We start from the raw sequence: 25,768 nt of genomic DNA, 5'->3' as shown, positions 1-25,768 counted from the left end.
ATTATTGACCATCCTTGCCGACTTCAAAGTAAATTTCTTTTAGACTTCTATCTTGAATATCTTTACGTAATACTTCACAAATAACATGACCGTTTTTCATAATATAAGCACGGTCCCATACATCACTTACAATATCGATAACATGTGTGCTTAGAAGGACACTTGTCCCTTTATTTTTAAGACTTGTAAGGAGTTTAAGGGTATCCTCAATACTTTGCGGATCGAGTCCCATCATAGGCTCATCAACGAGAATTGCTTTAGGTTCTGTAATTAAAGCAAGAATCATTGAAAGTTTTTGACGCATCCCCTTTGATAATTCTTTCGCAATGGTATCGCGCTTATCATCAAGTCTAAATAAATTCAAATATTCCGTCGCATTATGTTCATAATCTTTGACATCATAAGCATGACCGATAAAATCAATGTGTTCTTGAACTGTAAGCAAATCATACAAAACAGGAACTTCAGGAATGTACCCAAAACGCTTTTTAGCTTCGACACTGCGATTATCATAACCGCAAATTGAAATTTCGCCATCATAGTCTAATAATCCAATGATGGACTTAATTGTAGTGGATTTTCCGGCTCCATTTTCCCCAAGTAATACGGTAATCTCCCCTGGATTCGCAATTAATGAAACATTATTGGCCGCTACTTTGGTGCCGTATTTCTTTGTCATATTCTTTACATGAATCATACTCAATCTCCTTTAGTGGTAATTAAATGGTATCATGTACAATTGAATTTACGTTTTAAACGACCTAAATGACCCTATTTCTTGGCTAAACGACAAAAAAGAAGGCCTTAGCCTTCAAGTGTCTTCCGTCCTTTTCGTGACATCGGAATGATTTCTCCGTTGTCCAATTCAATTTCAGAATTACCGCGATCAACCCGTTTTATGCGTTTTTCATTCACAACATAGGATCGATGTACACGTACAAACGTCTTCCCCAAATCAAGATCAATTTTTGATAAATTCCCAACAAAATCCAATAAATCGCGATCCGCATGAATAATAATGCGGTGTTTTTCTTGTGATGTTTCAAAATAGAGAATCTCACTTACTGGAATATGATAAAGATCATCAAAAATTTTGATCGTATAATACTCCCCTATTTCCATTTGCTCTTTAATGACACGGTTAATGGTTTCATCGATACAATGGCGAATGCGAATATCCACTTGACTCATATCATCTTTAAGAATATAATCCATAGCTTCCAAACGCATCTTAAAGGTTTCTAATAACAATTCATCATGTGTTGTGATAAAAACGAGATACCCACGCGGATCACGCTCTCGAATCACTTTTGCGAGCTCGAACCCATTCATTGCATCCGGTCCTAAATCAACATCAAGAAAATAGAGACCGCGTACATTCTCAGCTGCACCTATTTCCAAAATGGTTTCGGGATTGTCAGTTGCGCAAAGTACTTTCATGTCATAATTCTCAATAAGAATATGTTTCTCAATAACATCTTTGATATGATTTCGAATCCTTGTCTCATCTTCTACGATATATACAGGTATCATGTTAAGCCTCCACTCTTAGTTCTTGTTTAAATTTTTGATGTGTGCAGGATGTATGTCCCACTGCATTTCGATATTTATTTAAAATACTACGGTAACTTTGTAGCCCCAGACCGCGTCCGCTGCCTTTCGAACTGTAGTCAGAATTAAAGATTTTATTAATTGCAATAGGTTCATGAATCGTATTTTCAATGATGACTTTAAGGTAAGTATCTTCTTGGTAGAGGAGCACGTTAATATATCCAGTCGGATACCCTTCTACAGCCTCAATTGCATTATCGATGAGAATGCCAAGCGCACGAATAAAATCGTTGGAATGCATTGAAATGGTTTTAATGGGATTCATGCATTCAAACACATAGTCAATCCCCTTCGCTTGCATTTCAATAAACTTACCCAAAAGCAAACTTTTAATTTCCATGATTTCGATGTTGGCAAGTTGTGCCGTTTGTTTAACTTCCTTCTCAAGCTGATGATCGAGGGCTAATGTATTGGTTCTTAAATACTCACGTCCTCCATTAAGCCCACTGGCTTCAATTTGATGGGCAAGTTGATTAAAGGTATCACGATAGATTTTTTGACTCTGTCGGACCCCTTCTTGAAGCTTAAAAAGTGAATGAAGATAGTAATTTTGCTCCGCAATATAAGCATTGGTCGCATCAATACGCTTGGATACAGATTCAAACGAGAGAAAGACCACACTTCCAATCGCAAGACAAGACAGGATTAAGATGAGATGAACACGATTACTTTCAAGATACTGATAAATTTCTAAGTTTTTGCCATTCACTTCAAGCAAGACAATCCCACCAAGCACCAAAATCATTGAAATTCCAAACCCATAACGAAGTTCATACAACGTATTCAAAATTACCTCAACAAAACCAGTATCGTTTGGCGTCTGAGTAACTTGAATGGGTTCAGGATGATCAATATAGTCCATGTAACGTTCTGTTTGATCAAGAATGCGTTGTACCGATTCATCCCCTTCATCAAAAGCCAGATAAATACTTGAAAACAAATTTTTAAAATCATGTCTCAACATACGTACTTCCTGAGTTAATCGTTCCAAAGATTGTGCCTGTTGAACTTGTTGGAGGTAGTGAACCCGCTGTGTATGGAGAATCAATCGTTGATGTTCTAATACTGAAATCACCAAAATAATCAAGATGACTTCAAACACCACGATCACTCCAAGAATAAAGGACGTATTACTGTAACTCTTGCTACCGTAGACATAAATGATCCGGAAAATATCTTTAATGCACCAAAAGATAAATGTCACCAAAAGCGACTTTCGCCGTGAGGTAAACAGTTTTGAAAAATAATCACTAAAATTTGAAATTCGAAAAAGTATTGAAACTAAATATGCAACACAGGCAGTGAGAATGTATCCCCCCAAGATTGTCCACGAAATGAATTGAGGATAAGGTGATAGAATTTGATACAACATCGTAGTCACAACCGTAAAAAGACTCCCCGTAATAAAGTAACTGAATAAACTGGAAGACAAAGCATGGAGGTATGTGATATGGGCATCTCGAGTTAGAATTATAGATAAAACAAGGGCTTGAATGGCAAAAACAGGACCTTCAACTAAATACATGAGATTACGATTCAAGAGATTGGCTACCAACCCCGGTGTAAATTCTAAAATGTAATTATTAAGTACTTGGATTAGAATAAATAATGTTATGAATTTGAAAAATGTTTGTTTACGATGATGTAGTGCAATCATTTCACGATTCAAAAAAAACCAAGAAATTCCATAAAAAAACGATATTAAAATCGCAATGACTGTAATCATTAAAAAATATGTCATGATTCCTCCTGGTAAGTGATCTGAATGAATATGCGATTAGCGCTTAAATTTAAAACCACGCTTGATTGAACACGTACGCTCATGCTGTGAGCGCATAACATTTCGTTCATGAAGTAACGGTGTTACAAGGCGTTGAAAACTCTTGGAACGGACATGCACATCATCCCAATCGATTTCTTGATACAATTCTAAAGCCAAAACCTTTGCTTGTTTAGGACTTAAAACTGATTGAATTTCAATGGCTTCCGCAAGCTTATCCAAGCGAAATTGTTCTAATTGACTAATCATCAGATTTCACCCCTTTATAATCCATTAACGTTAAGATTTCCTTATGGTTGGTTGCCTTAAACGATGACATATCACCCGCGAACTCACCATCGATATTCATCGACATCATGGTATCCGATTCAATTTCAACTTCACGACACTGACGAATAATGAACATTTCATTATCGTATTCACGACTCATCATGCCTTTAAGTATTTGTCGAATTTGCGAAACATTTTTGGGTTTACGAATTAACATTACCTCAAACAAACCATCTGAAAGTTCAATATCATTTTCATCATAGTGGAAAATGCCGCCAACCGACTTGGAATTTGTAATCCCGCCAAAAACAAAACTCCCCGAAAACAAGGTATCATCAATTCGAACCTTTAAACCATATGCATGAATGCGACGAAACGTGAGAAAACCATAAATCAAATATGCACGGTAACCTAGCCAATTTTTAAGGTTTTGAGGTGTTTTATAAGTAACCTCCGTAAAATTCCCAAATGTGAGGGCAAACGTAAAACAATCCGTTTCATTTAACACACCCAAATCAACTGGACGTTCCGTTAAATTTTCAAGGTTACTGAGTATATCTGTAATATGTGCAACATTCCCTAAATTCTTGGAAATCTCATTTGCCGTTCCAATAGGTAGAATAATGAGAGGTTTTTGGATCTTGTGATTATATAATCCCTGAACCATCTGACTAACCGTTCCATCACCACCCGCAATAATATAACCTTCATACGTGTGCTCCACTTCATCCATAATCTCTACTGGACCATAATTAAGATCCGTCAGAAATAAATCAAACCGAATTTTACTTTGATTTAGACAGTGGATGAACTCATTCAGTTCATTACGTTGCGAGACGCCCGCTTTTGGATTATAAATAAACAAATACATACCATCACCTCGATTTGTAAATATTATACCACAGGATGTCATCGCTTCGCATATTCAAACTACAATCCTTAGGATAAAAAAAACCATTGGCGTTTTCGCGAATGGTTTTTAGATTGTTTGTTATATTTTATAGCACCATTGAAGCGCTAAAGTACCAATACCTGCATGGGTTGCGACTGCGGCGGGTAGATTCACAATTCTAACTGTGAACGGACCTAGTGATTCTGTGAGGAAATCTTGGAACCGTTTTAAAGTATCTAACCCTTCACTGTGGAGCAGATAGATATCATGCGTATCCGGTTTCACTTCATGGTGAATCAAATCATTGACCAATAAGGAAAAAATTCTACGTTCCGAGCGGGCAACACCCAGTTTTTCAATGGATTGACCTTTATTTTCCAAATACAAAACCGGCTTAATTTTGAGTAAACTCGCAACTTTCGCAGCCGTTTTAGAAACCCGACCGCTTGCAATCACTTGATCAAGCGACTGAGGATAGATGTAGGACACTTGGTTTGAGAAGAAATGATCCAGGTAAACTTCAATTTGTTCAACCGTGTAATTTTCTTCATTCATCTTACGAATCGCACGCACCGCTTGTTGAACCGGACCCGTGATGGAATACGTATTGATAACAGTCATATTTGTAATCTTTAAATCTTGTTTCACCATTTCCATCGAACTATAGGTCCCGGATAAAGCCGTTCCAATGCTTAAAGCAAAAATATGATCATAATCTTTGCCCATTACGTTTTCAAACAGTTCATAAATCGTTCCAAGGTTGGGTTGAGACGTTTTTACGACTTCATGATTTCGTAATAAATCATTTACTTCTTGTTCCGTGATAGTAACTTGATCAATGTATACAGTGTTATTATGGATAATGGTCAATGGTGCAATATATACGTCAAATGCTTCAATTTCAGCTTGCGTAAATGACACTGATGAATCACATATTATGGCTATTTTTTTCATAATGCCCCTCCGTTATAGATAGAGTATATCGAAGTGCATGCACCGTGTCAAAGTATATTTAAGAGAAAACGAAATTATCTGAAATTTCACTCAATTCCCTCGTCAAATACCTTTTTAAAATAGGCTATAGAGGATAAATTGTTCTACAGAATTTTCCCAATATCTTTAAGCTCAATCGACACCTTCCCGTTAATATCTGTAGAGATATTAACAATGTCACTGATATCTAAAATATCGAGGGGTAAAATAATCTCAATCCCCGACTCCGTAACAATACGATGTTTCTTTGCTGCCTGTGTACGATTAACCATTTTTAAATTGATCATATCGTGAACATGTTCGTGCTCAAACGTCTCATCGATTAAACGTTCCTCTTCCTCTGAAAAGGTGTCAAATACTTCTTTTAAAATTTGTTTAGGCTCTATTTCATCAAAAAAATCAACATTATCGGTAATCACTTGCTTCGCTTTAACGATATTTTCAAAATGAGAATCGTCTCGAACTTCTGAGATGGTACTTACAAGTGTATCCACAACTTGAAAACTCGTCTTAGAATTCGCAATAATCTCACAATCTAAAAGTGATTCCAGAAGTTCTCGATAACGAATATCTTGAAATTTAACCAAAGTTTCCCCAGTTGTGAGGTTAACCATAAATGCATTTTTGACACTCGCAAACGTTTCCGGAAGAATCGCTTGATTATGCACTAAAGCATTTTCTAATCCGTGCTCATTTTGCGTAATTTTGATATAACCGTTTTTGCTTAACACTTCAAACATTGCAAGTGAAACAAAATCACCCATATCAACCATAGCAAACAAGAGATTTGTACTCTCAACCGTCATCGCTGCAATATGATGGTCAAACCAACGTTTTGCAAGTTTTTGAGTTTCTTCCATAAAATTAATTGGCGTACCAATAAGACTTAAAAAAGGACTTCCTGGGTTTAGTTTTGCTTTTGAAGCTGTTGGGCTTGTTTGAAATGCTTTCGCGAGTTTCGCAATAAAAGGCTCCACATCTTTTGATGTATTAAAATTTAAGGGTTTTTCTGATAGAATCATTGATTGTAAATCTCGATCTAATGAATGAATTACACCTTTATCAATATTCATAATTACCTCCACGATGATACCTAACTAATATAACAAAAAACAACATGGAAATCATGTTGTTTTAAGTAAATAATGTGTCATCCCTAACTTAGATACGTTCTTGTTTTTGCTTAATATAACAAATTGATCCAATAGCCACAACCACAAGAACACTTGTATATAGAACAATGTACGTCCAAGGTTCAACGCGCGCTTGGATAAATTCCTCACTCAAAATGGGTGCCTTATGCTCAGAACTTTGCAGCAATTCAACATATTTATCTTGATGGGACCCATCTACATTGATTGCAGGACGTTCAATTGAATTCACCCGAATTTGAGGCCGCTTTTCATCTTCTTTAGCGGGAATTGAACCAAAAGCGAGAATTGACACGGATAACGATACTGCTATTATTGTTGGTTTAAACATCCAATGCCTCATTTCTTCCCTTATAATTTATCACAATAAGTTCACATTGTTCAATGATATTTGCAGAAAAGAAAAAAAGACGATTCTTGGATCGTCTTTTTAGGAAATGGTTGCACGAATTAATTCTACCGGATCTTCTACATTACCACTTGGCATGGTTACCGACTTACGGAAGATGCCTGGTGTCATGTTTTTTTGTTTTACAAAGTTTCGATGAAATGTTTTACTGTTGTTATAACCTACAGCGATGCCGATGTCGACAATCGCCAAATCGGTTGATAAGAGGAGCTCACACGACTTATTGATCCTAAGATAATTCAAGAAGTCTTCAAAGTTCATTTCAACTTGGAAAAGCAGAATCAAATTTAACTCAACAAGTGGTATGTTGAACTTATCCGCTACTTCTTGAATTTTTAAGTTTTCTTTGTAGTTGTTATACATGTAATTTAAAACTTGATAAGAAAGACTTAATTCCTTATCATTAATCACTTGATGAATATTTCGATAAATCTTACGATATTCATTCGGTGTGGTTCCAATACGTTCATTATATACTTTTGATAAATGTGATGCATCTGCAAATCCCGTCAATTCCGCAATCTCACTCAGTGACATCCCTGTATAAATAAGTAAGTCTAAGGATTTCACAATACGCATCTCATTAAGTAACGCAGTAAAAGACAACCCTGTTACATCATAAATGTACTTACTGATGGCAGACTCACTCATATAGAAAAAGCCTGATAGTTTCGAAAGTGTTAATTTTTCACTCAAATGCGAGTATAAATATTTGAAAATTTTATAACGATGATCAAGTTCAATTTCTTGATTTGACTTCATCTTACATTCCTTCTTATTCGCAAATCGTTGGAAATGAATGACAAGTTCGATCAATTTATTAGTGACGTAAAGTTTCGATAAACTTTGTTCTTCAGGAATGTCGAGGTTTGATTCAACGCCGACTTCATCACGAATTTCATCTAAAACCTTTAAAATAACGTCTGCCTCTTTGGCAGTACATTGAATCACGTGATTTTTTTCTAAGGGTCCTGTCACAGCAATCATATCATTACTTGGATTCGCTCCACACTTCATCGCTTGAGAAATGTAATCGATATTATAGATTATGCGCACAAATTGGAGGGGCCTGGCCACGCTCTCAATTTCTGTAATTTCCCAAGGAAGAATTGCGATAAGAGAATTTTCTCTAATAGGATAACTTATACCGTCAATCAAAATCGTTCCCTCACCTTTTTTGATAAAGAGAAAGCGAGACGCCTGATGAATGATCGGATAGGTTGGTAAGTCAATAAATTCCATGTCAAAACTGCATAGCTTTCGCTTATCATATCGAGAGCAGTTTTTACCTTGTATTTCAGTTACAAAGTCCATGAAATATACCCCCTTTCACACTTCTTGATTACACTCTTATTGTACACTAAAAAAACACTTTTTTACAGTACCTAGATTGCCCTCTTACAGCATAAATTATTTAATCTTAATCATGTTTTACGACGAAAATAAAACGTGCAAGGATTGGCATCTTACACGTTAAATAAACTTAAAACCCCTTGAAACACCAATATATCGAAATCAATCTCACCAAGATACATATCGATAATCGTAAATAAGCATTGTCATGTTCTGGAAGATTGTTAATATCTTGCTAAAAGAAAAAGGAATGGAAGGCAACATCCATTCCTTGATTCATTTTTTTATTATAGTTTAAATTATAAGCATCGCTCCGGTTAGGATAATAACACTTACGATCGCAATTATTAGGATAATTTTCTTCGAGAATTTAATCCATGTAGAGTATTCAACTTTGGCGATTGCAAGACCACCCATGATAGCTCCACATGTTGGAGTAAAGAGGTTGACAAGACCACTACCCGCTACAAAGATCATTACCATAACTTCAGGACTAAAACCTAATTCAGATGCAAGTGGAGCCATAATTGGCATCGACACAGTTGCAAGTCCTGATGAGGAAGGAATAAGGAAGGTTAGTACGAGATAGAGTAAGTATGCAAGCGGTGCAAAGATGATTCCAGACACCCCTTTTAGTGCGTTTGCAGCATTGGTTAAGATGTAAACATCTAGTCCTGTTTCAGTCATAAGAACTGAAGCACCACGTGCTAATGCAATAACGAGAACAACACTCATCATATCGGCAGCGCCATCCATGAATGTATCGACGATTTCTTTCTCGTTAAGTTTACCAACAATACCAATAATGATACCCATGAGCAGGAACCATGTTGTTGCTTCTTGGAAATACCATTCTCCAAATGGAATTCCTGTTAACCAAGCAGTCCAGCTATCAAAGAATGTAATTCCAAAGGATCCCCATGGAATAAAGGAAAGAATCATTACTAAGAATGTAATACCAAACAAAATAAGAACTGTTTTGTGTGTTCCGGTTAATTCAACAGCGGTTGCACCTTCTGCATGTCCATAATGTTTATCAATTTCTTGTTGTTCTTGAAGTGAAAGGATGGTAGATCCTTTATCTTGTTTAACTTTTTTCGCATAACTCATTACAAAGTAAATTGAGATTAAGAGTGCGGAAATCCATAATACAAGACCAATTAACATAACAAGTCCATTATTTACTGGAATGTCTTTAGGAATGGCATCCAGAGCTGCACCAACTGCAAATGGGTTAATTGTCGATCCAAGTACCCCAGCACCCGCACCAAGCAAGACAACTGCAGAACCAACAACAGCGTCAAACCCTGCTGCAACCATGGTTGCAGTAAGCAGTGCATAGAATGGCACAGTTTCTTCAAGCATTCCGTAGGTAGAGCCACAGATTGAGAAGAGTGTCATTAATACTGGAATAATTACAAGTTCATTACCTTTAAGTTTTTTAACTAAAGCAGCAATCCCCGCATCCAATGCACCAGTTTTTGTTACAAGTCCCAAAAATCCCCCTAGAATCATAACAAACACACAGACATCAATCGCATCTGCAAAACCTTTAACTGGAGCCATCATGACTGTTGATAATGTAGCACTTGTTACATCAGGAATTAAGACTGTTACAAGAGCTAAAACAAACAGAATGATGAAAAGAATTGAAAACGATGAAAGCATTTTTCTAGATTTCTTTTCTTTTGCCATATTTTTCTCCTCCGTATGTCATCTATATAGATTGACTATTTTTCGATGATCGTTCCGGTAACGCCTGCAAGTGCATCTTTTGCTCTCACAAGTGATGTAACAAGAGCTTGACCCTCTGATGCATGTTCAACAAAATCCAAACACGCTTCAATCTTAGGCAACATACTTCCAGGAGCAAAATGGCCTTCCTTGATGTATTGTTTTGCTTCTGCAACATTCATCGTTGCAAGTTCTTCTTGTTGTGGTGTGTTGTAGTGAATGCAAACACGATCCACTGCCGTTAAAATAATAAGCATATCGGCATTTAGGTCAAGAGCAAGCTTTGAGCAAGAACGATCTTTATCAATAACAGCTGCAACCCCTTTATAACCTTCAGCTGTTTCTATAACAGGAATACCGCCACCACCGACTGTAATGACAATATCGCCTTGACCTGTTAATTGCTTAATAAGATCAATTTCAACGATTTCTTTTGGTAATGGTGAAGCGACGACACGACGATACCCACGTCCTGCATCCTCCATAAAACTGTATCCCTTTTCTGCTGCAAGTTTCACAGATTCTTCTTCAGTATAGAAGAGTCCTACAGGTTTCGTTGGTTTTTCAAATGCTGGGTCGTTTTCATCCACAATCATTTGAGTCACAACACTTGCACAGTGTTTATCTATTTTACGTTTACGCAATTCGTTTTGAATAGCTTGTTGTAGATGATATCCAATGTAGCCTTGACTCATCGCCCCACATTCTGGAAAAGGCATGGCTGGAGTTCCACCGCCATTATTTGCAGCGAACTCCATTGCCAAATTAATCATACCTACTTGAGGACCATTACCGTGACCCACGATCACTTCATAGCCTTCTTCAGCCATATCAACGATTGTTTGTGCTGTTTGTTTAACGAGCTCGATTTGCTCTTCAGCATTATTACCGAGTGCATTACCACCAAGAGCGATTACAATACGTTTTCCCATAGAAATCGCCTACTTAAGTGTTGCATACATCACAGCTTTGATCGTATGCATTCTGTTTTCTGCTTCATTGAAGACTTTTGATTGTTTTGATTCAAATACTTCGTTTGTTACTTCCATTTCTTTTAAACCATATTTTTCATGGATTTCTTGTCCAATTGTAGTCTTAAGATCGTGGAATGAAGGTAAGCAGTGTAAGAAGATTGCATCATCAACTGCATTTGCCATAACATCACTATTTACTTGATATGGACTTAAGAGTTTAATACGTTCTTCCCAAACACTATCAGGTTCACCCATTGATACCCAAATATCAGTGTAAATGACATGAGCACCTGTTGTTGCTTTTTTAACATCTTCAGTTAATGTTACAGTACATCCGTTTTCTTTTGCGATTGCACGGCATTCTTTAACTAATTCTGCGTGTGGCATTTGTGCTTTTGGTCCACAAGCTGTAAAGTTAAGACCCATTTTTGCACATGCTACCATAAGTGAGTTTGCAACGTTATTTTGAGCATCCCCCATAAATACAAAGTTTAGACCTTTGAGATAACCGAAGTTTTCTTCAATTGTAAGTAAGTCTGCGATCATTTGCGTTGGGTGGAATTCTGTAGTTAAACCATTCCATACTGGAACGCCTGCATCATCAGCTAATGCTTGAACAATTTCTTGTGCATAACCACGATATTCGATTCCATCATACATGCGACCAAGTACGCGTGCTGTATCAGGAATGCTTTCTTTTTTACCCATTTGGGAACTACCTGGATCTAAGTATGTAACACCCATACCCAAGTCCATACCTGCTACTTCAAATGAACAACGTGTACGTGTTGACGTTTTTTCAAAAAGTAATACGATGTTTTTTCCTTCGAGGTAACGGTGTGGTGTTCCTGTAAGTTTTAAATTTTTAAACTCTTTTGATAAGTCTACTAAATATCTAATTTCTTCTGATGTGAAATCCAAAAGCTTTAAGAAGCTTCTTCCGCTTAAATTTACTCCCATGTGATCTTAATCTCCTTTATATTATTTTTTATTAAATATCTTCACGAACTAATGGCATACTCATGCAACGAGGGCCTCCACGACCACGAACAAGTTCGGCACCACGCAACTCGATTAATTTGAGTCCATGTGATTTTAATAACTCGTTACTAATTTCGTTACGGTCATACACAACAACAACACCTGGTGCGATTGTTAATGTATTGGAACCATCATTCCATTGTTCACGTTCTGAAGCCATCATGTCTTCCCCACCACATTTAATTAATGTTACAGGACGTCCAACATGTTTTGATAAGATGGATTCCAGATCGGTATCAATCTTAACAATATTCACATCACCATTTGTACCTTTAGTAATCTCAAATACTTGAAGTGGTCCAAGGATACCTGGGTGAATTGTAAATTTATCATAGTCAACTTGTGTAAACACTGTATCCAAGTGCATAAATGCACGACTGCTTGGAATATCAATTGCAAGAATTGTTTCAATTTCTGTGCCCTCAACATTGAAGATATTATGTGCGATGTCTTCAATTGCTTGAGCTTGTGTACGTTGTGAAATCCCAATCGCTAATGTTTTAGCGTTGATGTTTAGGATATCGCCACCCTCAATGTGGAAATCTGCTGTACGATCATAATAGTAAGGAACATTTCCTTTGTATTCTGGATGATATTTGAAGATGTAGTCTGCATAGATTGTTTCACGATTACGTGTTACAGAATACATACGATTCAAGCTTACACCATCACCAATTGATGCAAATGGGTCACGTGTAAAGTAAAGGTTTGGAAGTGGATCTAAGATTAAATCTTGAACCTCTCCAGCCATTTCAACTAATGACTTTTTACCTGAATGATCAAGTTCATGTGTGCGAACACCTTCCATTGTTTTTAATACAAGTTCTTTTTCATCTTTAATTGAATCTAAGAAATTGTAAACCATGTCGTGTTCACGTTTGGTTTTGATGCCGCCTTCTTCAATGAATTGATCTAAGAATTGTTTACGTAGATTTGAATCTTTAATTACTTCTGCCATTAAATCTTCAAGGTAAACAACTTCAATATCGTTATCACGAAGTGCTTGAGCAAACTTGTCATGCTCATCTTGTGCATCCTTAAGGTAAGGAATGTCATCGAATAGAAGACGTTCTAGTGTATCGGGAGTAAGGTTTAAAAGCTCCCTACCAGGTCTATGTAATAAAACTTTTTTAAGCGTTCCAATTTCGCTTGTAACTCTAATTGCGCTCATTACGTTTCCTCTTTTCTTTTTTTCTAGGTTTTGAAAGTGAACTGATCAGGAACACTTTCATCAACCGAACATAGAGTGTCTAATTCCCATGGGTTGTGCGACCTTCTATGTTTACATTTACATTGTAAGCGCTTTTTTGATTGCGTGTAGGACAATTAACCCATTTCAAATTGTATTCTTAGCATTTGCGGAATTTCATGTGATTTTTTTGATTAGTTCCATTTAAACATATAAAAACCCACTTAAAAGTGGGTTTTTATCATAAATGAAATCTTCTCGACTTTTTTATAATCATGTAAAGAACACATTCAAAGGCGTAAATTTCCGATTATTTCTTAATCGATGTCCTTTTCAAGTTTTAGAAGGGTCTGTTTTAAAGTGAGTCCGCCTCGAAATCCTGTTAGTGCCCCATTTTTCCCAATAACCCGATGACAAGGTACACAAAGAAGTAGTGGATTTTGAGAGACCGCGCGAGCAACAGCACGCGTCTTCCGTGTTGTAAACAACATGTCTGACAGAGCCTCGTAACTGATCGTGGATCCATAAGGTATGGATTGAAGCCCTTCCCACACTTGACACTGGAAGGATGTGCCAATCAACTGGTAGCGAAAATCAAAGCATGTACGCTCACCTGATAGATATTCGTTTAATTGTTCTACGACCTCCTCACAGGCCTGCATGTCCAATTCTAAATGATCCACTTTAAATTTTCGTTTAAAAAAATCAAAATCCTCTGCAGTACTAAGAAAAACAATGTTGTCTTGGTGTTCAACAATAAGATAATCATGTCCTTGAATATTACAGATTCGACCAATCATAGTTATCCCTCCGTCGGTTTATGATACCTGGCTTAATGTTCCATTTTCAAGTTTCCATACCTCATCCGCAATTCTAAGAGTTGAAGCTCGATGGGATACAATGAGAATGGTTTTGTCTTGTTTGTAAGCTACAATCGATTTTAAGATTACAGCCTCATTAAGGCTATCTAAATTGCTTGTGGGTTCATCTAAAAGGATAAAATCGCCTCCATGTAAAAAGACGCGTGCTAATCCAATACGTTGACGTTCTCCAGATGATAAGTTACTTCCAAGTTCTTCCATCATCGTATCATACCCTGAAGGAAGGGTCATGATAAAATCATGAACTGAGGCTTGTTTTGCTGCCTTATAAATTTCATCCTCGGTTGCATTTGGTCTAACCAAAGCAATATTATTCTTAATTGTATCTTTAAATATATCCGTATCTTGGCTCATCATACTTTCAATACTTCTTAGATGTTGGGTTTCAATTTCCTTAATATTAAGATCATTAATGTGAACACTGCCCTCGTTCACATCCCAAAAACGCATAAACAGTTTCAAAATGGTGGATTTACCCGCACCGCTTTCACCAGTAAGTGCAATAATTTTATTTTTACCGATGTTCATCGAAATCCCATCCAAAATCACTTCTTGGTCATATTTAAAGGTTACATCCCGCATGGATGCTTCGTTAAAGGGTTCTTTTTCACCAACTGAAACCGCGTCAACCTGGGGCTTTTCATCCAATAAGTCAAGAATTCGTTGTCCGCTCGCTAATGTATGATACAAATCACCACTCAAATTTGACAATGCAATGACTGGGCCAAACGAACTCATATGCAACGTAAATATCAGTAATAGAATTTTGAAATCCAGATGTCTTCCATAATAAAGAATCGCAAATCCTGACAGCATGATGATGAAATCAACTACCACGCGCATCAGACTTTGATATCGATTGAGTGAATTTTGCTTTTCATTAAGATCATATGTTCGTTGTTTGAGTAAATCCATGGTTCGTTGTGAATTTTGATATTGTTCCAGTTCTTCAATACCACGAATTGAATCCAAAACCCGTGTGTTTAAGTCTCCTAAGTCATTTCGTATCTCAAGTCCCAGTTCATTTCCTAATTTACTGCTCATAATTGGGATCACAACACCTACAAGAAGCAGTGCACTTAAAGAAATCAATGCTATGGTTCCAGCTCGGAAAGCAATTGTGAGAACCACTGTAACGGAAATTATCACTGCAATAATAATGGGCGAAATCGTATGGGCATAGAACACTTCTAATAACTCTACATCATTGGTAATCATTGCAATTAAATTTCCGCGATCTTTTGTCTCTAATTTTGCGGGGGCCAGGGCTCTTAATTTCTCAAAAACTTGATGACGGATATGGGCTAACAGTTTAAAAGCTATAAAGTGATTTAAAGCTTGTTCACCATATCGAAATACCCCTCTTAATAAGCCACAGCAAATAAGAATGATGAGTAAAAAAGTAAATGAATTGCTTTCAATAATTTCGACTACAATACGTGCTGATAAATAAGGAATTCCGATGGCCGCGAAATGCCCTAGTACGCCAAGGGTAATTGCGCCCAACATCGGAAGATAGAGTGGCTTTACAAACCCTACAAGACTTTTCATAATACCTAATCCAGTTCGCTTTTTCATCGTTAACATGCCTCCAAGAAAATATAGTTTTCAAGATCTTGTTGTGCTTTAACAAGTTCTTGATAAACCCCAGGCGTTTCCATAAGGGTATGGTGATCACCACATTGAACAATCTCACCTTGATCAAGTACGTAAATGCGATCACATTCAAAACAGTTTGCCAAACGGTGAGAAATCATAATAATCCCTTTTCCGTCATGACGAAGTTGTTGAATGGTATTAAGAATAATCATTTCACTCTCAACATCAATATTGGACGTTACTTCATCAAAAATATAGAATGGGGTATCGTGAACTAAAGCACGTGCAAGAGCCAAACGTTGTTTTTGTCCTCCAGAAAGATTAGAGCCGCGTTCCTTAATTTCATGATCAAGACATAACTCAAGATTTACACGATTTAAACATGCTTTAAGACTCTCATCGGAATAAGAACCGCCCATCATCAGATTTTCGCGGACACTCCCCTTAAAGATAATACTGTCATGACTTACATATGTTACATGTTTATAAAGTTGACTGCAGTTAATCTCTTGACCACCAAAATAGAGGTGTCCGGATTGCGGAAGAATGCGTCCCATAAGCAAAGCGACCAACGTGCTCTTCCCCGAGCCACTTTCACCAACAATACCAATAAATTCATGGGACTCTGCATAAAAGTTTATTTTTGATAAAACGGGCGAATCTGTATATGAAAACGATACGTCTTCGACAACATACCCTTGATCACTGAATGAGTCCGATAAGATCTTTTTACAATCTGCCTCCGTTGCAAGTAATTTAAATATTTTCTCGCTTGCAGCCATTCCATTCATTGCGATATGGAAATAGGAACCCAGCTGGCGCATTGGAATAAAAAACTCCGATGAAAGTAAAATAAAGAGTAACATTCCTGTTAGGGAGAGAGTCCCTGATTTATAAGCAAAAACTGAAATGACAAGTGCCAACATGGCTCCCCCATAGGCGACCAAATCCATCACGGATATAGAATTCAATTGCATAATCAAAACCCGCATGGTCACTTTCCGAAAAGATTCGGCATCCTCATCCATTTGTTCTTGACGCAAACGATCTGCATCAAAGACTTTTAAGGTTGTCAGACCTTGAAGGTTCTCAAGAAAATGATCGCCTAAACGTGTGTATTTCGACCAATACTTATTTAATAATTTTTTGGCAAGCTTCTGAATTACAATGATTGATAAAGGAATCAACGGAACACAAATAAAAAGAACAAACGCTACACGAAAAGAATACTGAAGCAAAAACACAAAGAGTGTTAAAGGTGCAAGAAGACTATAAATAAATTGGGGTGTATAAAGGGCAAAATAATTTTCGAGTTGTTCAACCCCTTCTGTCGAAACTTGCGTAATTTCACTGCTCGTTAAAACCGATTGATAATCTGATCCAAGCTCAAAGAGCTTCCCAAAAATTAACGATCGCATTTTAATTTTTACACATGAACTTGTCTTTTGCATTGCACGCGAGCTTTTAAAAATTGCAATCCCCTTTAAAACAAGGGCAATCCAAAAATAAAATGGAACATGGAATGACATGCCTATATAATGGTCGCCTAAAACCTTAACAAAAACATACGTTAATACGATATTTGTAATGAGTGCGACCCATTTATAAAAAACTGTTTCCAAAATTGGTTTTTTTGCTTCCTCAACAGTCTTTATGAGTTGAATATTGATCATACTTTGAATCCTCCAGCATCGTTACGTCATCTTCATCTGCAATTTTAAAGATAAAATAATAATATTTAAACAGAATAAGCAAACCGATTATGATGCGTGCATAAAAATTCTTTGAAAAATAAAAAGCACACGCCATCATGATCGTAGCCAAGCATAAAATTTTCTTTTTAGTTTTTCGCTTCATCGTATGTTTCGTGACAAAATCATCCAAATGATTTTGATATACCGACGTATGCGTTAACCAGTGATGAAATCGGTCAGAACTCTTTGCACCACATATGGATGCACATAACAAAAAGGGCGTTGTGGGTAGCACTGGGAGCAATACACCCAACAGGGCTAATCCTAAAAATAGAATTGCTAAAATCATCATAACTGTTCGTCTCATAATCCACCTCGTCAAGAAATTATAAACGATAAACAACGCATTAATCATGTGAAATCATTTGAATTCATATATTTTTAAGAAGTGAAATCTAAATAGTGTCCGAAATGCACGCACTTGTGTAATTTCACCTCAAATTAACAATTGTTTTGCACGATGCTATTCTTCTCTTTTTAGGCTTTTATCTGGATTCACCACATGATATAATTTCCAAGTAAAAAATAGAGGTATGAATATGGAATCATGGATTATTACGTCGAAGACAATTGGGCAACGCATTGACCATTTTTTAAATGAACACCTAGACCTATCACGAAGTAAAATTGCGAGTATGATCAAAGATGGAACCATCTTATGTAACGATATGCCCACGAAAGCAAATTACAAAACGAAACTCAATGATTGTATTACCGCTTCAACCTATCAAGTAAAAACATTGGATATAGAACCTGTTAAAATGAACATTGATGTCGTTTACGAAGACGAATACCTTCTTGTCGTGAATAAACCCAGAGGCCTTGTCGTACATCCGGGTCATGGTGTTAAATCCGATACGTTACTTCATGGATTGATCTATTATTTAAATCACAACAAAGATCACTATATTCGCCCCGGTCTTGTTCATCGCATTGACCGAAATACATCTGGACTTCTTGTCGTTGCCAAAGATGATAAAACACATCAATTTCTCGCTGAGCAGTTGCTTGATAAAACAATGAATCGAACGTATTACGCCTTAGTTCACGGCGTATTGCCACAGGCCCATGTTCTGGTTGATGCGCCCATCGGCCCTGATAAATCAAACACCAAGATTATGACTGTGAATCAAGCACGGAGCAAACCAGCCCGAACCCATTTCGAGAAAGTTGAAACTTATATAAACTCAAGTTTGATTCGTTGTAAACTTGAAACTGGAAGAACACATCAAATACGTGTTCATGCGCTTTACGCTAAGATTCCGCTTCATGGTGACCCCCAATACGGGCACCCGCTTGATGCAGATCAAAGTGGCCAATACCTTTGTGCTTCAAAACTTGAATTTATTCACCCTAAAAGTTTAAAACTCATGCAATTTGAAGTGCCACTTCCTGAATATTTTATCGAGAAAATTAAAACAATCACACATGCAAAGTAAGTCTTTTTCCCAAAAGAAAAACAAACATCACTGAAGTATTTAGCGATGTTTGTTTTTTTTTATGCTTCCAATCGACTCATAATTTTAAATAACAGACTCATTCCAAAATTCCCCAAAGCCATCCATAGACAAGTCCTAAAAGGATTCTGTTTCAATGAAATTTCCGTACCGAAGCGCTGTTGGAGAGCATCCAGGATCACAGGCGAAATAAGATAGAGTGCAAGCATTAAAGCGGCTGTAATGAATCCAATCTTCCCAAAAAGTTTCGTCCAATGCCAGCCCGTATTCATAAGCATGAGCGTTAAAAGAATGAGTGCTATACTGACAAGGGTCCCTATGATAATCTTACTGCGTTCGTTCATAAACCAATGAACCCCAGTTAACACGCGTTGTTGGTTGGGAGAAAGTTCTTGTTGAACACGAGTAATGATGGTTTCATACGTACGCTGCACATCGGGATGATTTAAAGCCTCCTCCACAACTGCACTGACTTCTTCAACCGAAACATTGCCCTCGCTCAATGACTCAATTTCAGGGGCATAGGATTCAATATAGGATTGAACCTCTCCCTTTAATGCAAGCTCATTCATACTGATGTCACCCGTCACGACATCACTTAAAGCATTCGTTACCAGTGTTTCAGAAATTTCTTGAAATTTTGGATCTTGAACGACCTCTTTTTGCAATGCATCAAACTCATTTTGCTTTGGTTCTGGAATCATGGCGCGAATCGGCTCAAAGTAGTGCGCTACCTGTGTTTCAACATCCATAAATGTTGGTTCAATAAATGAAGAGATCTGTCCCAATTGGGATTGTACCATCAATGTGCCAACCAATACGAACATAGCAACAATTACAAGCAAACTCAAAAGTCCATTAACAATTTTTTTCATAATCCACCTCAAAGTCCATTATACATGATTCGAATCATTACGGTAACAGCCTTTGGTTATGATCTTGTGTACGTTGCATTGCCTCTTGAAATTGATTTTGATCTAAATCATCCCGTTTTCGAAACTCAATAAAATCACAACGCTTAGATAGTTCATGAATCAGAAGATCACCGATGTATCGTGGTGTCAATTCATACCCTGTAAGCATGTCCAATGATTCCATGGAATGGGGATTAACATCGACGACATCGCCCCGGCAGTGAGCATAAAAATCTCGCACCAGTTCACCTCGTTTTATTTGGTCACCGCAGACACTAATGTAACATACCATTGATGTTTTTGACCCTGAACGACGTTGCGCAGTACCACAGAACTTTTTCCCCTGTATACTCATATCCGTATCACCAGGACAATATGCACCCGCTACTTTATATATCTCAATTTTATTTGAAATGGGTTGAAGTGCTTCACGAATAAAATCACCATACATAAGGTAGTTATCGTTCATCGACGCAGAAGAATGAAATGTAAGTGACATATTCAAAACCCCTTCATCCGCCACGATTGAACGACCCCCAGAGTTACGAATCATAACCGGTTGGCCTTGTTTTTGGTAGAACGCAAGCCCTTTATCAAAATCATCCATTCTTACATCATCAACACCCATATTGATGCCTTTATGTTGAAAAAGATGTAGAATCAACTCATATTCTGCAACATTTTTTAACGAATATGCATCTATTGAAGTCGATATAAAAGCATCCTCCGTTTGCATAATTTCATCAATAACAATTCCCTTCATACAATCCCCTACTTTCTAATTCAATCTTAGATTCATCAATCCTCCAAGTCAACAACCATGACCTTTCACAAACACATGATATAATCGAGACAAAGGAGGCATTTTATGGAAAAACAACAATACGATGTGTTGCAACAGCTTTATCTTTTGTACCAAACCCGTTGTGATCGAAAAGATTGTTCGCGAACGGTTTCTAATTTCAACAGTTCATTCATACAAGAAATTGCTTCAAACCTCGACCTGGATGAAGAACAGGTTAAAGAGAGCATCACGTTACTCCAAGAAGCGGGTTATACGAAACTATGGGTTGTTGGTGGTTTTGAGCTCACGCGACGTGGCATTCGAGAAGCGCAACGATTATTTCAATAAAATCTAAAAAAAACGCTCAACAAAACCTGCGAGCGTTTTTTTTGATACCCTTTAAAAGCGGTCATAACTTATTCAAATGTATGTTTCAAAATCCGTTTTAACGTCTCATCATCATTAAATTCAAATTGGTCAACAAGACTTGCATCGAGATGCGTTAAAAAACGACTGTTTCCCATTGAATCCATGGCGATAATTGCTTCTCCATCTTCAGATCCCGCATACGCACGTTCGATATTTCTAAAACCACGAGCATCTGCTTCTTCCATTATTTTTCGTGCAAGAAATTCACGTTTATCAATATAAGACTCTACTTCTTCATTGGTGACAAGATATGCATCCACTTGGGTTGCATCATCAACCATCCCTGTCTCTGAACTATCCATGTATACTACTGGAATCACAAAGACCGAAATTCGTTCATTAGGAACAAACATGTGTTTTGTGATTGGGACACGCTTACCACGGTAGTGAATTTCCTCATAATCAGGCAAGTTTTCTCGATTGATCGAGTAATCCGTAAACGGTTCTTCGACCCCTTCAATTTGGTACTGTTCAATTTCAATATGAGGAATTTGTTTGATAAAGTTAAGCGCATTTGCTTCTGTATCAAAGATCCCTAATGTATGATGACGCTCATACTGCATTATTTTAACAATAAACATTGTCTTACTCCTTCCGACGCTCCAGCGCTTTAAACGATAACGTTATTTGCTCAACATTTATATTTCGACCGATAACTACGAAATGACTTTGCGTTTCTTGGTTTTCATCACCATAATCAATCATAAAGGTGCTCGCAACCCCCTGAACGACAATGGATGCATCGATTCCCTCTACCGACAAAAGCCCTTTATAACGAAGAAGATCATGTCCCATTGATTCTACCAGTTCCACAAGCCACTCTTTAAAATCAGAAAAAGAGAGTGGATTTTCAGCGTAAAGTGTCAAGGTATCTACGTGTGAATGACGATGATGTTTGGTTTCATGCGATTGATTTAAAACCGTTTGATTTAACGAGGCATACTTGGTATGTGATGCATCAAAACGGTCTTCATTTAAAAGATGAAGATAAGTTTGATCCTGTTTTAAAAGAGAAACTGGAGCTAATGGATTTATAGCTTTTAACTTACCTAAAAGGGAATACGGTGTTGATGAGGCTTTCGTGATGTAAATCCGATCAGCAAAAGCGATTTGCTCCAACGATTCACGGTAGTGTTCCAATGCTTGATCCCCATTGAGTGCATCCACAAGGGTAATAATTTCGTTTAAAAAGAAATGGTTTTGGATTGGTTGTGACTTTAAAATCGTTTGAATTAAGGGATTTACTTCCGCAAGTCCGCTTGTTTCAATGATGATTGACTTCAAGTGCATCTTTTGGGCCTCAAACTGTTGCTTTAAGTCTAGAATCGCACGTTCAAATTCACGATCATCGACACAACATAAACACGCACTGTTAATTTCAAAAATACGATCTTGATCATATTTAATAAATGCTTTATCCAGGTTTACAGATCCAATTTCATTGATAATTAAACCAATTGTATCGTCTTGAGACTCACGTAGAATTTGATTGATGAATGTTGTTTTTCCAGATCCTAAAAACCCAGAAATAATTGTAATTGGGATCATAGCGCCCTCCTTATTAATAATTCTATTATGCGTGAGCGACAGAATTCACGCAAGTAAAAAGTGTCTTAATTCAAAATAAAAAGATCCATTGATGCCAATTCAATCAAAGTAGAGAGGTTTGTTTGACAAAACCGGTTTACTTAATTAGAATGGTTAGTGTTGTCGTCACCGATATGTGATGATTTGTGGAGGAAAGAATAACAATATGAAAAACAAAACAATCTTAAGAACCTACTTTAGTTTCTTCTTAAGTGGGATCTTTATCCTAGGTATTGGCGCAATTATGCCAGACCTTATTACAAACCTGAATCTCTCTTATAGCGATGCAGGAACCTTACTCTCAATGTTTGCGGTAGGTAACCTACTTTCTAACTTTATCAGTCCCTTTGTATCTGAACGCTTCGGAAACAAAATTGCGATTGGTATTCTCGCTGCACTTGTACCCTTAAGTTTCTTATCGATTGTAGTATTTACAGAATCCATTCGTAAAATATTATGGCTTGGATTTATCTTAATGGGAATTGGACGTGGTGCCGTAAGTATTTTAAGTAATGCCATCGTTAATGATCTTAGTGATAATAAGTCACGAGACATGAATATGCTTCATACAATTTTTGCGATTGGTGCCGGTCTTGCATCCTTTGTAATTATTGGTTTGAAAAAAATTGGATTTGACTTTAATCAACTCATTCTATTTTTAACTGCAATTACAACCATTTCATGGATTAATTATCTCACCATGGATCTCGATTTAAATGGACAACAAAAATCCACAAATGTTGTGGAAACGCAAAAATTAGACTTCGCTTTCTTTGCAGTTGCATTTGTTATGTTCTTCTATCTAGGTTTGGAGAATACGATTAACGGTTGGTTTATGACCTACTTAAAGAGTATGAACATTTTGTCCGACGCATTTGCTGCAACCCTAGTTTCCTTGACATGGATTATGATAATGATTGGACGTTTAATGACTGCATTTATTTCTCAAAAAGTTAAAGGATCCAAACTGGTGTTGGTTTATACCGTTGGAGCCGCAATCGCATTCTTTGGTCTTGTATCAACAATGAATCCAGTCATTATTACAATTTCGATTTTAGGACTTGGATTATGTCTTGCAGGAATCTATCCAACAAGTATTGCGAATACATCAAAATATGTTATTGGGAACCAAAAACGTTTAGCCTTATTGCTTACATGTGCTGCATTAGGTGGAATCATTACCCCTCAAATTATTGGATCAATTGCAGACCGTACAAGTATGGTTTTCGCGATTAATGTTCTTGCAATCAATGCAATTGCAATGGTATTCTTCGCATTTATCTCTGATCGTAAATTATAGAAATAATTCAAACCACTTTCGAAATAAAGTGGTTTTTTTTGTTAAAAAAAACCAATTCTTCATGAATTGGTTTAAACGCGTAATGTATGCTACGACTCTATCGTAAATATGATTTCATCAGCATCCTGATGTGTTGCGATCTTACTTCCTGCTAATACCACACCGACATAGATCATGAAGTAGCCACATGTATAAATGATGCTTGGAACGCCATTTAGAAAACTTAATGCTACCGGTGGTGTTGAAACATACCCATAATTTGTTTGGATTAGATGGTTAATAAAACTTACGATGATAAAATAACCACCCACCATCTTGATGACACCTAATGTTGCACTTTCCTGCATGGAGAAATGATAACGATACTTCATATAGAGTGGCACTAAAATCATTAATGAATGTCCTACAAAAAATTGTATAAACATCGCATTCGGGAAGCTAAACCCACTGGTATCTGCTAAAATCAAGGCAGTTACGGCTGCAGGAATTCCAAGCAATCCCAAAACTTCATAGATACGTTCCTGTTTCGATACAAGCAGAATAATTGTCATAATCTGCAAAATACGACATGGATAAAGCGGTAACGCGTCATGTAAGGTCAGTTGATGATTCATCGCATACCAACTATAAAGTAACCCCTGTTGAATCAAATAGACGCCAAGGAAAACCCATCGTAACCAAGCATATTTCCCCATTGCAATTTCATCACGTTTTTTAATCACTATTCCGATACAAATCCCCGCCAATATTAACATTAAGAAATGAATCGGCGTATAGAGTGTAAAAGGGTTTTGACTAAAGTATAACTTTTCACTTAATTGACTCATAAAAACTCCATTTTTCTATTTTTAAAGTAACATTCATTATACCCTATTTCACAATAAAATCACACTGATTTTGGCTGAATCAAAATGAAATGACGTTAATAATTACAAAGAATGCATTCCTCCAAATCTAAAACAGAAGGGCTTTAGGTTCTAGCTTTTCTAATAAAACATTGTGAATAAAAAACACCAAAAAGAATTTGGTGTTTGGATCGATCAAATCGACTCACGAATTAATCTATCGTTAAGGATTTAATATAGACAGGATGATTGTTTTTCGCGCGATAACTTCGGTCAAGGATATATCCATTTTTTAAGTAAAGATGCTGCGCGGAATCGGTGGTTAGGATGAGTTTAAAGACTTGATTTGTCTGCGCTTCGCTTTCGACTTCCATCAGTAATTTTGAAGCCAACCCATGTGTTCGATGGGATGGCTTGACCCAAAGTTCACGAACAAACATCACATGCTCCGTAAAAAACCAATGGCTAAGATGATCATATCGATACATGATAAACGCAATGATCTGACCCGCTTCTTCATACGCTAAAACTTCATTGTTTTCTTCACGATTCATTGCTTCAAAAAATTCATGATGATTGCTTATTTCATAACCAAATTCATGAAAATACGCCATAAATGCATCTTTAAAGAGTGCATCGGTTAAGTCATCAATACATACTTTTTTCATTTAATTACCTTCCTTTTGAACCTTTATAATCGTGTCTGCTCTAAAAATATCCAAAGGTATTTTAAAAAAATAAATTTAGAGGGATCTCATCATATTTTTTCATCATTAATCCCTCCTTTCTCTAAAAAAGTATAACATAGAATACATTTCATA

Annotated in this window: 26 protein-coding genes; 3 read left to right on the top strand and 23 right to left on the bottom strand. The window is 36.8% G+C overall.

Annotation, left to right across the window (positions count from 1 at the left end; genetic code table 11):
* Position 1: 1 nt before the first annotated feature.
* From EPJ90_RS00395 to EPJ90_RS00315, 17 genes are all read right to left on the bottom strand, one after another.
* Positions 2-697, bottom strand: a complete 696-nt coding sequence (locus EPJ90_RS00395) for an ABC transporter ATP-binding protein (protein ID WP_161636490.1) — start codon at positions 695-697, stop codon at positions 2-4.
* Between the two features lie 107 nt (positions 698-804).
* The gene (locus EPJ90_RS00390) at positions 805-1,533 is read right to left on the bottom strand and encodes a LytR/AlgR family response regulator transcription factor (RefSeq protein WP_161636491.1); all 729 of its coding nucleotides are present in this window, start codon (positions 1,531-1,533) and stop codon (positions 805-807) included.
* A gap of 1 nt (position 1,534) precedes the next feature.
* Entirely contained in the window at positions 1,535-3,352 is a 1,818-nt protein-coding gene (locus EPJ90_RS00385) for a GHKL domain-containing protein (protein ID WP_200542398.1), read from the bottom strand.
* Between the two features lie 36 nt (positions 3,353-3,388).
* On the bottom strand, positions 3,389-3,640 hold the full coding sequence (locus EPJ90_RS00380) for a penicillinase repressor (RefSeq protein WP_161636493.1): 252 nt from the start codon (positions 3,638-3,640) through the stop codon (positions 3,389-3,391).
* Positions 3,633-4,532, bottom strand: a complete 900-nt coding sequence (locus EPJ90_RS00375) for a diacylglycerol/lipid kinase family protein (protein WP_161636494.1) — start codon at positions 4,530-4,532, stop codon at positions 3,633-3,635. The genes EPJ90_RS00380 and EPJ90_RS00375 overlap by 8 nt, the downstream gene beginning before the upstream one ends.
* Before the next feature lie 120 nt (positions 4,533-4,652).
* Positions 4,653-5,507, bottom strand: coding sequence for a DegV family protein (locus EPJ90_RS00370; RefSeq protein ID WP_125164547.1), 855 nt, complete (start codon positions 5,505-5,507; stop codon positions 4,653-4,655).
* 143 nt (positions 5,508-5,650) lie between these two features.
* Positions 5,651-6,619, bottom strand: coding sequence for a nucleoid-associated protein (locus EPJ90_RS00365; protein WP_200542397.1), 969 nt, complete (start codon positions 6,617-6,619; stop codon positions 5,651-5,653).
* A gap of 88 nt (positions 6,620-6,707) precedes the next feature.
* Positions 6,708-7,028, bottom strand: a complete 321-nt coding sequence (locus tag EPJ90_RS00360) for an acriflavin resistance protein (RefSeq protein ID WP_161636496.1) — start codon at positions 7,026-7,028, stop codon at positions 6,708-6,710.
* A 99-nt stretch (positions 7,029-7,127) separates the two neighbouring features.
* Positions 7,128-8,420, bottom strand: a complete 1,293-nt coding sequence (locus EPJ90_RS00355) for an AraC family transcriptional regulator (protein WP_125164549.1) — start codon at positions 8,418-8,420, stop codon at positions 7,128-7,130.
* 333 nt (positions 8,421-8,753) lie between these two features.
* Positions 8,754-10,154 (bottom strand): YfcC family protein, encoded by a 1,401-nt coding sequence (locus tag EPJ90_RS00350; RefSeq protein ID WP_161636497.1) that lies wholly within the window; start codon positions 10,152-10,154, stop codon positions 8,754-8,756.
* A 35-nt stretch (positions 10,155-10,189) separates the two neighbouring features.
* Positions 10,190-11,125 carry a carbamate kinase gene (arcC, locus tag EPJ90_RS00345; RefSeq protein ID WP_200542396.1) on the bottom strand — a complete coding sequence of 312 codons (936 nt, stop codon included), beginning with the start codon at positions 11,123-11,125 and terminating at the stop codon, positions 10,190-10,192.
* A 9-nt stretch (positions 11,126-11,134) separates the two neighbouring features.
* Positions 11,135-12,127, bottom strand: coding sequence for an ornithine carbamoyltransferase (argF, locus tag EPJ90_RS00340; protein WP_125164552.1), 993 nt, complete (start codon positions 12,125-12,127; stop codon positions 11,135-11,137).
* Between the two features lie 31 nt (positions 12,128-12,158).
* Entirely contained in the window at positions 12,159-13,379 is a 1,221-nt protein-coding gene (gene arcA / locus EPJ90_RS00335) for an arginine deiminase (RefSeq protein WP_125164553.1), read from the bottom strand.
* A gap of 335 nt (positions 13,380-13,714) precedes the next feature.
* Entirely contained in the window at positions 13,715-14,197 is a 483-nt protein-coding gene (locus EPJ90_RS00330) for a methylated-DNA--[protein]-cysteine S-methyltransferase (RefSeq protein WP_200542395.1), read from the bottom strand.
* 18 nt (positions 14,198-14,215) lie between these two features.
* Positions 14,216-15,856, bottom strand: a complete 1,641-nt coding sequence (locus EPJ90_RS00325; RefSeq protein WP_161636500.1) for an ABC transporter ATP-binding protein — start codon at positions 15,854-15,856, stop codon at positions 14,216-14,218.
* Between the two features lie 2 nt (positions 15,857-15,858).
* Positions 15,859-17,550 (bottom strand): ABC transporter ATP-binding protein/permease, encoded by a 1,692-nt coding sequence (locus tag EPJ90_RS00320; protein ID WP_161636501.1) that lies wholly within the window; start codon positions 17,548-17,550, stop codon positions 15,859-15,861.
* Positions 17,519-17,938 (bottom strand): YbaN family protein, encoded by a 420-nt coding sequence (locus tag EPJ90_RS00315; protein WP_125164555.1) that lies wholly within the window; start codon positions 17,936-17,938, stop codon positions 17,519-17,521. The genes EPJ90_RS00320 and EPJ90_RS00315 overlap by 32 nt, the downstream gene beginning before the upstream one ends.
* A 232-nt stretch (positions 17,939-18,170) precedes the next feature.
* On the opposite strand from EPJ90_RS00315, the gene EPJ90_RS00310 reads away from it, so the two are divergent.
* The gene (locus EPJ90_RS00310) at positions 18,171-19,070 is read left to right on the top strand and encodes an RluA family pseudouridine synthase (protein ID WP_161636502.1); all 900 of its coding nucleotides are present in this window, start codon (positions 18,171-18,173) and stop codon (positions 19,068-19,070) included.
* Positions 19,071-19,129: 59 nt separating this feature from the next.
* On the opposite strand, the gene EPJ90_RS00305 is transcribed toward EPJ90_RS00310, so the two are convergent.
* Positions 19,130-19,963, bottom strand: coding sequence for a hypothetical protein (locus EPJ90_RS00305; RefSeq protein ID WP_200542394.1), 834 nt, complete (start codon positions 19,961-19,963; stop codon positions 19,130-19,132).
* Positions 19,964-20,000: 37 nt separating this feature from the next.
* The gene (locus EPJ90_RS00300; protein WP_200542393.1) at positions 20,001-20,765 is read right to left on the bottom strand and encodes a lipoate--protein ligase family protein; all 765 of its coding nucleotides are present in this window, start codon (positions 20,763-20,765) and stop codon (positions 20,001-20,003) included.
* 105 nt (positions 20,766-20,870) lie between these two features.
* Between EPJ90_RS00300 and EPJ90_RS00295 the strand changes: the two genes are divergently transcribed.
* The gene (locus tag EPJ90_RS00295; RefSeq protein ID WP_125164559.1) at positions 20,871-21,134 is read left to right on the top strand and encodes a signal peptidase; all 264 of its coding nucleotides are present in this window, start codon (positions 20,871-20,873) and stop codon (positions 21,132-21,134) included.
* A gap of 68 nt (positions 21,135-21,202) precedes the next feature.
* Here the strand turns inward: EPJ90_RS00295 and EPJ90_RS00290 are convergent, their stop codons facing one another.
* Positions 21,203-21,796 carry a hypothetical protein gene (locus EPJ90_RS00290; RefSeq protein ID WP_161636505.1) on the bottom strand — a complete coding sequence of 198 codons (594 nt, stop codon included), beginning with the start codon at positions 21,794-21,796 and terminating at the stop codon, positions 21,203-21,205.
* A gap of 4 nt (positions 21,797-21,800) precedes the next feature.
* The gene (locus EPJ90_RS00285; protein ID WP_200542392.1) at positions 21,801-22,763 is read right to left on the bottom strand and encodes a CobW family GTP-binding protein; all 963 of its coding nucleotides are present in this window, start codon (positions 22,761-22,763) and stop codon (positions 21,801-21,803) included.
* A gap of 205 nt (positions 22,764-22,968) precedes the next feature.
* Here EPJ90_RS00285 and EPJ90_RS00280 point away from each other — a divergent pair, with 205 nt between their 5' ends.
* Positions 22,969-24,102 carry an MFS transporter gene (locus EPJ90_RS00280; RefSeq protein ID WP_161636507.1) on the top strand — a complete coding sequence of 378 codons (1,134 nt, stop codon included), beginning with the start codon at positions 22,969-22,971 and terminating at the stop codon, positions 24,100-24,102.
* 89 nt (positions 24,103-24,191) lie between these two features.
* On the opposite strand, the gene EPJ90_RS00275 is transcribed toward EPJ90_RS00280, so the two are convergent.
* Both EPJ90_RS00275 and EPJ90_RS00270 read right to left on the bottom strand, forming a co-directional pair.
* Positions 24,192-24,929, bottom strand: coding sequence for a TIGR02206 family membrane protein (locus EPJ90_RS00275; RefSeq protein WP_200542391.1), 738 nt, complete (start codon positions 24,927-24,929; stop codon positions 24,192-24,194).
* 230 nt (positions 24,930-25,159) lie between these two features.
* Positions 25,160-25,615: a GNAT family N-acetyltransferase gene (locus EPJ90_RS00270; RefSeq protein ID WP_161636509.1), complete on the bottom strand. Its 456-nt coding sequence runs from the start codon at positions 25,613-25,615 to the stop codon at positions 25,160-25,162.
* Positions 25,616-25,768 lie beyond the last annotated feature (153 nt).

Source organism: Erysipelothrix sp. strain 2 (EsS2-7-Brazil) (assembly GCF_016617655.1).
Classification (GTDB): Bacteria; Bacillota_I; Bacilli_A; order Erysipelotrichales; family Erysipelotrichaceae; genus Erysipelothrix; species Erysipelothrix piscisicarius.
This window is presented reverse-complemented; position numbering and strand designations above follow the sequence as displayed.